Raw genomic sequence first — 14,287 nt, 5'->3', positions numbered from 1 at the left:
TCACATGACGTTACAAGTTCCAACGATATTAATTGGCTTAGGTGGAATCGGTAGTACTGTGACACATCAAATATATGAAAGACTGCCTGAGGAACGCCGAAAAAAGGTAGCAATGCACGTATTTGATACAGATGTGAATACATTGAGTAAATTTGATCATATTCGAAAGTTTAAAACACAAACGAGTTCGAGTAAAACACCAAGAGAGTATATTGCGGGAGATCCAACGATTCCAGAGTGGTTTCCAATGGACCCGACTATACTTGATAAACCGCTGACAGAAGGGGCAGGACAGTTACGTGTTATTTCCCGTTTAGCGTTACGTGCTGCGATGAAAGAAGATAAATTGACGTCCTTTTGGCAAGAAATTGAGAAGATTTTTCCGGTTACAAGCGATCAAACGGAATATGGAGTGCGTGTCATTATCGTAACATCACTAGCGGGCGGAACAGGTTCAGGGATGTTTCTACAAATTGCACTATATTTACGTGAAATGCTTCGGAAAAAACTGCAACATCACAACATTTTAATACGTGGTGCGTTTCTAATGCCGGACGTGTTAGTTAAGACGAGAACGGTTAGTGCGAAAGAGTTTGAAACGGTGCAAGCAAACGGCTATGCCTCGTTAAAAGAATTACATGCCATTACACTCGGCTCTACTGGAGAATTATCAAAGCGCGGTGGCGTCACGATTGAATTAGAGTATCGACCTGATCAAGTAGATGAAGATGGAAGAACGAATCATACGATTAAACAGCATCATTTACCGTACAATTATTGTTTTTTATACGATTACGAAAATTTACATGGACACCATCTGCATAATTTATCAGATTATATGGAGCAAATGGCAAATACGATTTATTTACAGTTATTTAGTCCGATGTCTGCCAATCATTTTGCACAGGAAGATAATCAAATTCAGCAATTAGCAGAATCAAGCGGGAAAGGGCGATATTGCGGGGCAGGAACGGCAAAGATTATTTATCCGTATGAGCATGTGTTAAAATATTGTGCTTTAAAATGGGCTGTGCAAGGTTTAGATGAATCTTGGCTTCATTTAGATCAACTGTTTCAAGAGAAGAAACAAAGATACGATCAAGATGTAAAACGTGGTATGCAACGTGAAAAGCCAGAGCGTGGGAAAAGTTATTTAGAAGACTTAGAACATCTTGCTACTCGCCCAGAACAGGCTCATATTTTCTATAGACAAATGTATAATGAAACGCGTGAAGGAGCAGAAGGCGGTAAGGTTGGAGTTGCGAAATCTAAACTGTTTTTAGAGGCTGTAGAAAGCTATGTACAGCGTACGGTGCAAAAAGATGAGGAATTAAATCGTCTACAGCATGAGTGTAAAATTTCAGCTGCGAAACTGAAAATGATGGAACAAATGAAAGGTGAAGTAGCAAGGGTGGATCATGCGGTTCGTTTATATGCGTATGCGATTCCGAGCCGTGTACATGAACATGTAACAACACTTTTATATGACATGATTGAATCAGACCGTTTTTCACCAAGTGGTTCTGAGGGACAGTCATATCAATTAAATACATGGTTTTTAAAGAAAACAGATCCTGTTCATCCAGTATCAGCTCGTTTTATGTTGTATGAAATTCGAAAGCAGTTAGTCGAGAAAATGAATCGACTACATGAAAATAATGAGCAAAAGCGCAATTTAATTCAAAACTACGATAAGAAATTTAATGTGAGTAATATTGATGGAACGGTAACAGCTGTGCGCCGAGTAGAAATTGCGCAGCAACAAGGCTGGTTTAGAAAAATGATTAATAATCAGCAGCGTTTATTTAAAAAAGAATTTGAAGATATTGTAACGCAGTACGTACACAAATTAAACGAGTATCGTAAAGAAATGCTATTAGAACTCGTTTATCAATCGCTATATCAAGCGGTTAATAAAATGATTCAATATTGGGAAAGATTTTTTGATAATTTACACGAAACACGTGAAAATTTATTGTTCGAAATTCAAAAACGAAGCAAGGAATTTGAAGGGAAAACAAACCCAACGAATGTATACGTATTAGCGGAAGAGAAGTTGCAAGAAAAGATATGGCAAGATATGCAGCAACATTTAAATTTAGGAGTATTACCGAAAGATATATCAGCAGAAATTTATATGAGTTTATACGGGGAATATTGCCGGGATGCAAAAACGGAAGAGATTCAATCGAAAAAGGTAGAAGACTTTTATCGTGAGCACATACTAAGTTACTGCTACGATGAATTACAAATACGCTATCGCGATAAATTAGAGCTGAACATCGTTGAAGCACTAAGAAAAGAAGCGGATTATAAGAAGCGTGATCGTGATGAATATGTCCGTGAAAAAATTGAAGACTTGTTCCATTTAGCAAGTCCATTCGTGCCGAAAGTTTCACATCATAGGGAATTACAATATTGGGGTATACATCCATCTTTAAAGAAAGAACTGCAAGAGGAATTAATTCAAGAAATGTTTAAAGAAAAGGATACAGTACATGAAGCTTTCTCGCCATTTGAAGTCATTTGCTATCGTGCACATTACGGTTTATCACTACAAGACTTTCCAAAGCTTTCGTCTGGACATATTGCAAATGGATTTATGAATGATAAAGGTGATTATTTTCAGTCGTACTATCGCCGTGTAAACAAGTTGAATAGTAAAAAATCTAGTTTAACGCCGCATTTAGATAAGTATTGGCACTTACCAGCATTTATGCCTGACTTGAATGCAACGCAAACGAAGTTAGATTACGATAAATGTAATCGCGCTCTTCTATACGCGTATATGTATCGCTGGATTAGTTTAGTTGCTGTTGATGGCCAGTTTGTATATCAATATAACGGCGTTGGACGTAGCTTCTTAATTCAATCGATGGGGAAAAATATTTCAAGCGAAAGTTATAAATTACACAGAGCATTGCTTCATAACCCATTTATTTATGAAAACATCTTGTCCAGATTTGAAGAAGAACAAGAAAAGGCGATGATACAAGGTGGACATTTATATACACATCCATTTGTATTAGGCGCTCAAGATATTAGATGGCTTCGTAAAGAGCATGTCCATAATATTTTAGATATGATTTTAATGTATGACCGTGAAGCGAAATATGACCCAACGTTAGAAGAAACTTCTGATGAATTATTAAGGCTATTCCTTGATGAAATTGAGTTATATTTCCAAAACTATTACGGTACAGGTGCCGATATGGTTGCAAAGAAAGAGAAAGAGGTGTTTATTAAACTATTGTGGGATCGGTCGTATGCGAAAGGATATGTAGATCCAAATAGTGCTCCTTATAAAAAGTGGCAAAATTTATTAAGCGTTCATGATGAAGAGGAAACACCAAAAACGAATGTATAATGAATGAATAGGGAATCCTTAAAAGTGGCAATACAACTTTAGAAAAGAGGGATTTCGATGCCATTTTTAGGAAGTGTATATCAAATATTTGGATTGTATCCAGAAATTTATTATGGAATGATTTCAGCTGAGCTACAAGAAGAGGCTCAGAAGGAACATCTTGAAAATAATAGTGCAGAAGCTGAAGTGGAAGAATAAAAAAAGTGCAGATGAAAATCTGCACTTTTTATTTGCTTTAAAATGATTCCATACCCTTAACTGAATTATTATTTGGAGATAACAATTCAGTTAAGGGTATGATGATGTTTCTTAAATTTCATATAATGAAAAATGTATAAAAATCAATATAAAAAAATGAATATAAATATAAAGATGAGAAGAAACAATGTTTTTAAGAAAATAATTATGTTTAAAAATAACATTTGATACATAATTAACCGTTATCATACAATTAATTATATTGTTGACAATATAATTAATTGTATGATAAATTCAATCAGCATTCTTAGTGGTGTGTTGCTGGATTACTTGTTTTAAAATTTACTACAGTTTAAAAAGATTGATTTTTCAATCTTTTATCTAATTATTAAGTGTATGGGGAGTGAATCATGTATATTTTTATTTTCTAAACGGAACAGTAATAAAGATTGTAAAAAGTAAGAGATAAACTTGAAAAAGAGGTTTCAATGAATGAGTCTTTTAATAAAGAAAACAATGGATGAAGAAAAGAAAAAAGTATTGAATCAAACTTTAGGTGCAATTGACTTAACTCTTTTAGGGATTGGAGCAATTATTGGTACAGGGATCTTCGTATTAACAGGTATTGTAGCAGCGAAACATGCTGGCCCAGCGATTGTATTATCGTTTATATTAGCGGCGATTGTATGCGCGTGTGTAGCTTTCTGTTATGCTGAATTTGCTTCTACAGTTCCAGTTTCGGGAAGTGTATATTCATATACATATATGACACTAGGTGAGATTTTTGCATTTATAGTCGGTTGGTGCGTTATGTTGGAGTACTTATTAGCGACTTCTGCGGTAGCTGCAGGATGGTCAGCGTATTTTCAGTCATTGTTAATAGGGTTTAATATTCACATTCCTACAATCTTTGCTTCGGCACCTGGTATGGGAAAGGGTGGAATTATTGATTTACCAGCAGTTTTTATTATTTTAGTTGTTACACTTTTATTAAGTCGTGGTGCAAAAGAAAGTGCACGAATAAATAATATAATGGTTGTTATTAAACTGGCTGTTATTGTAGGTTTTATTGCTGTAGGGACACAATACGTAAAACCAGAGAATTGGCAACCATTTCTACCTTTTGGTTTTCATGGTGTGGTAGGAGGCGCTGCTACTGTATTTTTTGCTTTTTTAGGATTTGATGCAGTTGCAACAGCTGCAGAGGAAGTGAAGCGTCCACAACGTAATGTGCCAATTGGGCTACTTGTTTCATTGTTCATTTGTACCATTCTATACGTAGGTGTTTCATTCGTATTAACTGGAATGGTTCCTTTTACGGAGTTGAATGTCGCTGATCCAGTTGCATATGCATTGCGTATTGTGGGAGAAGATAGAATTGCTGGATTGTTATCGGTGGGAGCGATAGCAGGGTTAACAACAGTTCTGTTAGTAGCTATGTTTGCATTTGTTCGTGTATCTTACTCGATGAGTCGAGATGGGTTATTACCAAAAAGACTTTCAAGTGTACATAAACGTTTACAAACTCCATTTTTTAATACGTGGGTTACAGGTATTATTGCAGCTTTATTAGCAGGATTAGTGGATTTGAATTTATTAGCTAATTTAGTGAACATGGGAACGATAACAGCATTTGTTTTTGTATCTATAGCTGTTATTGTATTAAGAAAGACACATCCTAATATGAAAAGGCCATTTCGTGCGCCGCTAGTACCTTTTTTACCAATCGTTTCAATAGTGAGTTGTATATATTTAGCTTTGAACCTCTCTCAGCTTACTATAATTAGTTTTGTAGCATGGGTAATAATAGGTGTAGTTATATATTTTGTATATGCTAAAAAACACAGTAATATTAGAAATGGAAATAGAGTATAGTCCATTGAAATAATAATTGTAATGTAAATAAAAACACGCTACTTATAAGAACAGGTAGCGTGTTTTTGCTATTTAATAATCCCGTTTTCTAAAATTTTAATAGTAGGAGTTACTTTTACATTAGCTTTTGAAAAGGCACTCGGCCAATCATCTTCAACTGTTTTCCATCTCTTATATTGAAAGGCTCTTGCATAATCACCAAATCCGAATGGATCGAGTTGTTGTTTTTGAATTTTTTGGATTAAATCGTTTAAGTCTTTGTTTAGTTGTTTTGTAATAAGTGAAGTTAATTTCTTTCTATCTTTATCTATATCCATGTTGAATCTAAGTTCAGATACGGAAACTTTAAAGTCCATTGCAATATTAAATTTGAAGTGGTTATCTTTATAGTCTGTATGGATATCACGATTGATGCTAAGAACATTTATTGTTACGAAATCGTCGCCATCGGTATCTTTTAGATGACTATTACTTTCAACTGAATGAGAAGGGATTTTCAGTGTAAGTGAAACGGGTATATTCGCTTTCTTTTGCAACATAAGAAGAAGGGCACTTTCATATCGATTTAAAGACATCTTGTAGATTCCGCGAGAAGTTAATAGTGCAGAGCCAGTAACAACCACATCTTTTTTGCCTTTTTTTATTTCTGAGATAGCAGGTGTTATACCTTTATTAAACGTTTGCCTATGAAATTCATGAAATGGTGTGAAAACTGTCCGATTGTATAATTTATTTGTATTAATTAAATCTGTTAAATACTCAGGAAGAGCAGGCTTATCTTTAAAGTTGTTATATATAACTGAAGAAATTGGACCATCAACTGCAACCATACGCATATTTCCTGTGTTTTTAGGGTCGCGATACCAAACATCAAGGTAAGGCATAGCTCCTTCTTGTTTTAAAAACTTCGTGCTAAATAAAATGAGTTGTAACTTTTCTGTAGATACTAAACCGCTACTTGAGCTATTAAACGTCGCTTTTGCTTCTCGAGGTGTATGTACTATTGCTTCATGAGTTTCGAACTTTTTTTCTACATCTTCATTAAAAATAGGGTTTACGTGGTACACCATTAATTTTCCTTTTGCTTTTGCATCAAAACCGTAAATTAATGAAATCGATTGTTTTTCTAAGTCGAGTCGATCTCCACATCCTGTTAAAAATGTTATGAGAAAGCAAAATATAATGAAAGGAATAAAGCGTCTCATTTAAATTTTTCTCCTTTTCCAATGCTGATAAAGTGTCATGTATAAGAGAAATACGACTGGGAATAGAAAAACGATAAAATAACTTGCAGTTCCCCAAAATTCTCGCAACGCACTTATTTGATAAGAGGAAGGGATATAAAAGAACAGAATGAAAGTACAACCGAATAATAAAAACCAAATAGGTAATGAACTCCCTTTTTTGTTAAGTAATTGATTGATTCCATCTGAAGCAGTAAAAATATAAGGAATGCAAGAATCAAAAATGATAAAGAGATAAAATGACAAAAAGATAATTTCAAATCGTTCCAGAAAAGAAAAGTGAAATGGTGTAACGAGAGAAAGGGTAGGCCATAAAAACTTAGTTATACCATCTGGGCTAAAATAAAGAAACGAACGTCACTTGCAGGTAAACGAATAAAGTAATCATATTTGCAATAACGATTCCTTTTTTTGCAGATGATTTATTACTGAGATAAGGATAAAGGACGAATGCAAACTCAAATCCGAGAAAGGCAATAATAGTTGATTTTACTGTGTTGAAAACAGGTATCCATCCCTCTTTAAGGAGAGGAAGAAGATAAATCCAATGCCCATCTTTAAGTGGGATAAATAATAGTAATGGCATCCAGAGTGTAAATAAGACAGTAAAAACAGCATAGCGGCTAATAATAAGAACACCTTTACATGCGAGCATAACCATTGGAATAGATAGTAACATCATAATTAAAAACAGTGGAGACCTAGGCAAAATCCAAATGTGAATAACGTATAAGAGGGAAAAAATTAAGGAAACAGCTGCAAGAACAGCATATAAAATCCAAAAAATCATTCCTACTCTTCCTAACCATTTCCCAAGATAACGAGTTAGCACATCAAGTAAATGATAACCGGGATGTTTTTCCATGATTTTTACAATACATAGACTGACTAAAGTAGTGATAGCGCATCCTATAATAATAGACATCCAGCCATCTGTATTCGCCCCTTGTGCTACTTCACGTGGCAGTGTAAGTACACCGAATCCTACTTGAACACCACTAATCGTTAAAATGTATTGAAATAAACTAATCTCCCTCTTTGCACGCTTTGTCACTCATCTTCCTCCTTTTCTTCTATATCCGGTTGTCGATTTTCTTGTTTTAAGTTAAGGGATAGTGGTCGTTTCTTCATCAGTTTCCATGGTAAACGTACAAGAATGTCTTTTAAATCCGACGCAAATGACGGAAAAAAAGGACTACCGTAAGGAACACCAAGTGATTCCATAGAAAGAATATGGATGATGATGACTGCCATCCCAACCATAATTCCAATGACTCCAAATAAAGAAGCGATTATCATCATTGGAAAGCGAAGAATCCGAACTCCTGCTGACATTTCCAGGTTGGGGATGATAAAAGAAGCGACTGCGGTAATAGATACGACGATAACCATAACATTACTTACGATTCCTGCTTGAACTGCAGCTTGTCCAATGACAATCCCTCCTACGACGCCAATTGTTTGTCCGACGGGACCAGGAAGTCGAACTGCAGCTTCGCGTAGCATTTCAAGTACTAATTCCATCAAAAGTGCTTCTAATATAGGTGGGAAAGGAATTTTTGCTCGAGATTCACCAATTGTTAACAATAATTTAAGTGGAATCACTTCATAATGGAAGGAAATCATAGCAATATAAAGAGCTGGAGCAAATATTGCAATAAATAATCCGGTGAAACGAAGTAATCGTATGAAAGATGGAATGATTGGTCTAAAGCTGTAATCATCTATTGTTTGAAAAAAGGATGAAAAGGTCATAGGTCCAATTAATACGCCTGGTGAGCGATCCACAACAATAGCGATTCGCCCGTTCAAAATGTGATGGGCCGTTGTGTCAGGGCGTTCGGTGATAGATAATTGCGGAAAGAGAGTATAGGAATTATCTTCAACAAACCCTTCTAATTCTCCGGTAGTAAGAATGGCATCCACTTTGATTGATTCGATGCGGCATGCCATCTCCTGTACGACATCTTCGTTTGCAACGTCTGCTAAGTATAGCAAAAAAACTTTTGAAGTAGCTCGTTTACCAACAGTGAATTCTTTCACTTTCAATTCGCGATTTGGAATATATCTACGAATAAGTGCAAGACTGTCACTCGCGACCTCATTAAATCCTTCGTGAGAGCTTTTTATGGAAGTTTCTGTTGTAGGTTCTTCAATACTTCTTTTTGGCGCCGCTTGTGTATCAAGTTCTAACGCTGTAAGCTGTTCGTTTATAAATAAAATGCTTTTACCATGTAAAAGGGACTGTTCAATGTCTGACCATTGCTGAACTTTTTTTACATTTCCGATTGTAACGGAAGATTCCCAAAAATTATCTTCATTCCACTCTTTAAATAGGAGTGGGCGAAGAATATCGATGTTAATAACGGTTTTGTCTACAAGTCCTTCCATATATATAAGGGCAGCTTCTTTTCCGTTTTTTAACGGAAAGGTTCGTGTAATTAATTCTGGAATACCACTAAACAGCTTGGACAAGTGCTTTAGATTAAGGGAAAGAGAAGAAGAGATAGATTTATTTAATAGGTGATCAGCTTGCTCTTGTGCAGAAAAAGATTTTTCACCACGTATCCATTTATTAAAAGACCCCATTTGTTCGCTTACTCCTTGCTATGTATTATATGGGTTATTATGGATGGTTCCATGCGGACATATGCGTAGTTTAAATTTTATATTGTATATTTTTAACTTTAACGCTATAATTATAGTGTTAAAGATGGAATCGTGATATGACCTGTTATGAATCTATCGTTTTATTTATGAATAAATGGATTGGTATTTTAGCAAGATGTGCTAATAAACTACTCCACCATGATAATAACGTGCCGAAATGTGGTGCGTATATTTTCGTGGTGGAGTTTTTTTATTCTCAAAAAGGGGGAAAGACCATGAATAACAACATGGTTCATATTACAATTGACGGAAAAAAGTATACAGCGGAGCCCGGTTCAACGATATTGGGTGTGATTAATGAGAACGGGATTGAACATCCGCAAATTTGTTACGTGCCAGAAGTAGATCCTATTCAAACATGTGACACTTGTATTGTAGAAGTTGACGGAAAGTTAATGCGCTCTTGTTCGGCAGTAGTGACAGAAGGTATGAATATTGAACGTAATTCTGCCCGTGCAAAAGAAGCACAAACAGAGGCGATGGATCGGTTATTAGAAAATCATTTACTATACTGTACAGTATGTGACAACAACAATGGGAACTGTAAACTGCATAATACAGCAGAATTAATGGAAATCGAACATCAAAAATATCCTTATGAACCGAAAGTAGATGTAAGTGAAGTTGATATGACGCATCCGTTTTATCGCTATGACCCTAATCAATGTATTGCATGTGGTCAATGCGTCGAGGTATGTCAAAACTTACAAGTAAATGAAACGTTATCAATAGACTGGGAAGCAGAACGCCCACGAGTTATTTGGGATGAAGGAGTAAATATTAATGATTCTTCATGTGTGAGCTGTGGTCAATGTGTAACCATTTGTCCTTGTAACGCTTTAATGGAAAAAACGATGCTCGGTGAAGCTGGATTTATGACGGGATTAAAACCAGATATTCTTGAACCGATGGTAGATTTAATTAAAGAAGTTGAGCCTGGATATAGCGGCATTTTTGCGGTATCAGAAGTGGAAGCCGCTATGCGTGATACTCGTACGAAGAAAACGAAAACAGTATGTACATTTTGCGGTGTAGGTTGTTCATTTGAAGTGTGGACGAAAGGGCGTAAAATCCTTAAAGTACAACCTTCTTCTGATGCGCCGGTTAACGCAATTTCTACTTGTGTAAAAGGAAAATTCGGTTGGGATTTCGTAAATTCTAAAGAACGAATTACGAAACCTTTAATTCGTAAAAATGGAACGTTTGTTGAATCTACATGGGAAGAAGCACTACATGTAGTTGCAAGTAAATTAGGATCGATTAAAGAAGAATACGGTAACGATGCTATCGGTTTTATTTCTTCATCAAAAATTACAAATGAAGACAATTATGTGATTCAAAAATTAGCTCGACAAGTATTTGAAACGAATAATATTGATAACTGCTCACGTTATTGTCAATCACCAGCGACAGACGGATTATTCCGTACAATTGGTATGGGCGGAGATGCTGGAACGATTAAAGATATCGCACAATCCGGTCTTGTTATTATTGTAGGCTGTAATCCGACAGAAGGTCATCCTGTTTTAGCTACACGTATTAAACGTGCGCATAAATTACACGGACAAAAATTAATTGTGGCTGATCTTCGTAAAACAGAAATGGCAGAGCGTTCAGACGTCTTTATTAGTCCAAAACAAGGAACAGATCAAGTATGGTTAATGGCTGTTACGAAATATATGATTGATCAAGGCTGGCACGATCAACGATTTATTGATGAGAATGTAAACTTCTTTGAAGATTTCAAAGAGAGTCTAATAGAATATACACTTGAATATGCAGAAGAAATGACTGGTATTTCAAAAGAAACACTTATTCAAATGGCTGAAATGATTCGTGATGCAGATGGTACATGTATCCTTTGGGGTATGGGAGTAACGCAAAATACAGGTGGATCTGATACTTCCGCTGCAATTTCAAACTTACTTCTTGCAACTGGTAATTATCGTCGTCCAGGTGCTGGTGCATATCCGCTTCGAGGTCATAATAACGTACAAGGTGCTTGTGATATGGGTACTTTACCAGGATGGCTTCCTGGATATCAGCACGTTACGAACGATATGGAACGTGCAAAATTTGAAATGGCTTACGGAGTGAACATTAATAGTGAACCAGGTCTTAATAATATTGAAATGTTGCACGCAATTGACGAAGGGAAAATGAAAGCTATGTATCTTGTCGGAGAGGATATGGCTCTTGTAGACTCTAACGCGAACCACGTACACGAAGTGTTATCAAGCCTTGATTTCTTCGTTGTGCAAGATGTTTTCCTTTCTAAAACTGCTCAATATGCAGATGTTGTATTACCAGCAGCGCCGTCTCTTGAGAAAGAAGGTACGTTCACAAATACAGAGCGTCGTGTTCAAAGACTGTATCAAGTGCTTCCTACTCTTGGAGATGCGAAGCCAGACTGGTGGATCGTGCAGGAAGTTGCGAATAAATTAGGTGCAAACTGGAATTATAGCGATCCAAGTGAAATCTTTGCTGAAATGGCAAGCTTATCACCACTATTCTCACAAGCTAACTATGAAGTACTGGAAGGATGGAATAGTTTCCATTGGGGAAGCTTTGATGGTACGAATACACCATTACTTTTCCAAGATGGATTTAACTTCCCGGATAAAAAAGCTCGTTTCGCGATCGCTGATTGGGTACGTCCAGCTGAATTCCCAGCGGAGTTCGATCTTCACATTAATAACGGTCGTATGCTTGAGCATTTCCATGAAGGGAATATGACAAATAAATCAACAGGTATTCAAACGAAAGTACCTGGCGTTTTCGTTGAAATTTCTCCAGCGCTTGCAAAAGAACGTGGAGTGAAAACCGGTTCATTAGTTCGTCTTATCTCTCCTTTTGGAGCGTTAAAATTACGTGCACTTGTAACAGACCGTGTAAAAGCGAATGAGTTATATTTACCGATGAACTCTACAGATAATGAAACAGCGATTAATTTCTTAACAGGTCCTGCAGTTGATACGCGTACGAACACACCTGCTTATAAACAGACGAAAGTGCGTATGGAAGTGCTAGAAGTTGATGGTGAAAATCCGATGCCGAAAGCGAACCCGCGTAATAAAAAACGTCACCCTCAAGCTGGCATTGAGGTACAGCGTAAGTGGGCACGTCCAGGGTATGTGCATTTAACGGATAAGTAGGAGGAGAAAAATATGGCTGCACCTATAAAAATGATTCAAAAACAAGAATTAACTGAGGAAGAAATAAAACAGCAAAAATTAGATGATTTAAAAGAGCTTCTAGCTAATAATGAAGAAGCTTTAAATCAAATGTTTAATATTGTCGGTGAATTAAATGACATCGGAATGCTAGAAGCTGCAAATTCTATGCTAAAGGCGAAAGAGCCAATCGCAAAGATTGTTCTTGGCCAAGTGACTCGTGAACCTGTTACAAATTTAATTAATAATATGATGGGTGCTGCGGGTGCTTTAATAGAACTTAATCCAGAACTTACAAAAAAGCTTATAGGTAGCTTATTAGTAGGGCTAGAAGAAGGTAATGAACATCTAGAGAGTAATAAAAAAGTAGGGGTATTCGATCTTATGAAAGTATTAAAAGACCCAGACATTAACCGTGCTATCGGGTTTGGGCTTCATTTCTTAAAAGGCATGGGTAAAGGGTTAAAAGACGAATAACCTTCATGAAGTGAATCTTTTCGCCCGAATATTTGTGCGAAATAGTTTGGGCGAAAAGATCATTTTGGTAAAATATATAATAAAGTAAAATGAGGCTTTTGGGAGGTATAATTGTATGTCAAAAAAAGTACATGAATTTAATGATATGATACGAAAACTTCGAAAGGAACTTTTCGGAAAAGGACCGGAACGAATTCATACTGTTTTTGCTGAAAATATGGCGATTGCGACCCTTTATGGAAACTTAACACCCACTGAAAAATTCATTTCAAGTACGATGGACGGTTCGGAAATGGTTCATATGGCTAGAACGAAAATGATTCAAGAAGTGTATGCTGCAAATTCTCGTGAACATTTGGAGGAACTTGTTGGAGCGAAATTAGTGAATTTGTTTTCAGATATGAAAGTAGAAGAAGATATTGCAGTTTCGGTATTTGTTTTCGATAAAAATATAACGTGAGAGAAGGATACTGATCGTGAAGCCGATACAGGTACAAAGAAAAATCTTTCGCTATGAACAAGGGATGTTTAAGCATATAGAGGACAGCATTGTAACAGAGTTTCCAGTCACGATTAAGATGAACGGACAGGAGTTTGTTACAATGGTTAGTACTCCAGAATATATAGAAGATATGGTAATAGGCTTCTTAGCATCTGAAGGAATCATTCGGAAATATGAAGATATTGATGACATATGGGTACAAGAGAAAGAAGGGTTTGTACATGTCACGGCGGCAAAATTGAATCCATATTACGAACAAATGCAAAATAAACGTTATATTACTTCATGTTGTGGCATGAGTAGACAAGGGTTTGTTTTTGCAAATGATGCATTAAGTGCGAAAAAAATGAATGGCGTACATGTACAGGTTGCTGCAGAAGACTGTTTTCGATTAATGAAAGAAATGCAGCAATCTGCAGAGACATTTCATCATACAGGTGGCGTTCATAATGCATCTTTGTGTGATGTGAATGGCGTTATTTTAAGCCGAATGGATATCGGTAGACATAATGCGTTAGATAAAATTTACGGTTATTGCTTAAAAAATAATATTTCTATAAGCGATAAGATCATTGTTTTTAGTGGTCGTATTTCTTCGGAAATATTATTGAAAGTTGCAAAGATTGGTTGTGAAATTATACTTTCAAAATCAGCTCCAACTGAGTTGGCTTTGCAGCTAGCAGAAGAATTAGGTATTACTACGATAGGATTTATTCGGAATCAATCCTTAAACGTATATACGCATCCAGAGCGTGTTTTAAATATAAAATAAGTAAAAGCG

9 protein-coding genes and 1 pseudogene are annotated in these 14,287 nt (G+C 36.1%); 7 read left to right on the top strand and 3 right to left on the bottom strand.

Features of this window, described 5'->3' with window-relative positions:
• The first annotated feature begins 4 nt into the window (after window positions 1–4).
• The 3 genes from AAG068_RS17575 to AAG068_RS17565 all read left to right on the top strand — a co-directional run bounded on the left by AAG068_RS17575 (window position 5) and on the right by AAG068_RS17565 (window position 5,440).
• Window positions 5–3,367: a tubulin-like doman-containing protein gene (locus tag AAG068_RS17575; protein ID WP_342715218.1), complete on the top strand. Its 3,363-nt coding sequence runs from the start codon at window positions 5–7 to the stop codon at window positions 3,365–3,367.
• Between the two features lie 57 nt (window positions 3,368–3,424).
• Window positions 3,425–3,565, top strand: a complete 141-nt coding sequence (locus AAG068_RS17570) for a hypothetical protein (protein ID WP_048527613.1) — start codon at window positions 3,425–3,427, stop codon at window positions 3,563–3,565.
• 492 nt (window positions 3,566–4,057) lie between these two features.
• Complete coding sequence (locus AAG068_RS17565; RefSeq protein ID WP_342715217.1) at window positions 4,058–5,440, top strand: amino acid permease; 1,383 nt, start codon at window positions 4,058–4,060, stop codon at window positions 5,438–5,440.
• 68 nt (window positions 5,441–5,508) lie between these two features.
• Here the strand turns inward: AAG068_RS17565 and AAG068_RS17560 are convergent, their stop codons facing one another.
• From AAG068_RS17560 to AAG068_RS17550, 3 genes and pseudogenes are all read right to left on the bottom strand, one after another.
• Complete coding sequence (locus AAG068_RS17560) at window positions 5,509–6,645, bottom strand: Ger(x)C family spore germination protein (protein WP_342715216.1); 1,137 nt, start codon at window positions 6,643–6,645, stop codon at window positions 5,509–5,511.
• Window positions 6,646–7,738 (bottom strand): annotated as a pseudogene (locus AAG068_RS17555) (endospore germination permease).
• On the bottom strand, window positions 7,735–9,273 hold the full coding sequence (locus AAG068_RS17550) for a spore germination protein (RefSeq protein ID WP_342715215.1): 1,539 nt from the start codon (window positions 9,271–9,273) through the stop codon (window positions 7,735–7,737). The pseudogene AAG068_RS17555 and the gene AAG068_RS17550 overlap by 4 nt, the downstream one beginning before the upstream one ends.
• A gap of 296 nt (window positions 9,274–9,569) precedes the next feature.
• Here AAG068_RS17550 and fdhF point away from each other — a divergent pair, with 296 nt between their 5' ends.
• From fdhF to fdhD, 4 genes are all read left to right on the top strand, one after another.
• Window positions 9,570–12,509 (top strand): formate dehydrogenase subunit alpha, encoded by a 2,940-nt coding sequence (gene fdhF, locus AAG068_RS17545; protein ID WP_342715214.1) that lies wholly within the window; start codon window positions 9,570–9,572, stop codon window positions 12,507–12,509.
• Window positions 12,510–12,521: 12 nt separating this feature from the next.
• A complete protein-coding gene (locus tag AAG068_RS17540) occupies window positions 12,522–13,004 on the top strand; it encodes a DUF1641 domain-containing protein (protein WP_342715213.1) in 483 nt (160 codons plus the stop codon).
• A 115-nt stretch (window positions 13,005–13,119) separates the two neighbouring features.
• On the top strand, window positions 13,120–13,464 hold the full coding sequence (locus tag AAG068_RS17535) for a DUF2294 domain-containing protein (protein ID WP_306182286.1): 345 nt from the start codon (window positions 13,120–13,122) through the stop codon (window positions 13,462–13,464).
• Window positions 13,465–13,480: 16 nt separating this feature from the next.
• Window positions 13,481–14,278 carry a formate dehydrogenase accessory sulfurtransferase FdhD gene (gene fdhD / locus AAG068_RS17530; RefSeq protein WP_342715212.1) on the top strand — a complete coding sequence of 266 codons (798 nt, stop codon included), beginning with the start codon at window positions 13,481–13,483 and terminating at the stop codon, window positions 14,276–14,278.
• Window positions 14,279–14,287 lie beyond the last annotated feature (9 nt).

The organism is Bacillus paramycoides (assembly GCF_038971285.1).
In the GTDB taxonomy this organism is placed as follows: Bacteria; Bacillota; Bacilli; order Bacillales; family Bacillaceae_G; genus Bacillus_A.
Note: the sequence above shows the minus strand (reverse complement) of the source record. Positions and strands in the feature narration are given on the sequence as shown.

What these genes read in the sequence shown, in the direction of transcription:
- AAG068_RS17575 (WP_342715218.1), top strand. Translation starts at nt 5, where the DNA reads ATGACGTTACAAGTTCCAACGATATTAATTGGCTTAGGTGGAATCGGT.
- AAG068_RS17570 (WP_048527613.1), top strand. Translation starts at nt 3,425, where the DNA reads ATGCCATTTTTAGGAAGTGTATATCAAATATTTGGATTGTATCCAGAA.
- AAG068_RS17565 (WP_342715217.1), top strand. Translation starts at nt 4,058, where the DNA reads ATGAGTCTTTTAATAAAGAAAACAATGGATGAAGAAAAGAAAAAAGTA.
- AAG068_RS17560 (WP_342715216.1), bottom strand. Translation starts at nt 6,645, where the DNA reads ATGAGACGCTTTATTCCTTTCATTATATTTTGCTTTCTCATAACATTT.
- AAG068_RS17550 (WP_342715215.1), bottom strand. Translation starts at nt 9,273, where the DNA reads ATGGGGTCTTTTAATAAATGGATACGTGGTGAAAAATCTTTTTCTGCA.
- fdhF (WP_342715214.1), top strand. Translation starts at nt 9,570, where the DNA reads ATGAATAACAACATGGTTCATATTACAATTGACGGAAAAAAGTATACA.
- AAG068_RS17540 (WP_342715213.1), top strand. Translation starts at nt 12,522, where the DNA reads ATGGCTGCACCTATAAAAATGATTCAAAAACAAGAATTAACTGAGGAA.
- AAG068_RS17535 (WP_306182286.1), top strand. Translation starts at nt 13,120, where the DNA reads ATGTCAAAAAAAGTACATGAATTTAATGATATGATACGAAAACTTCGA.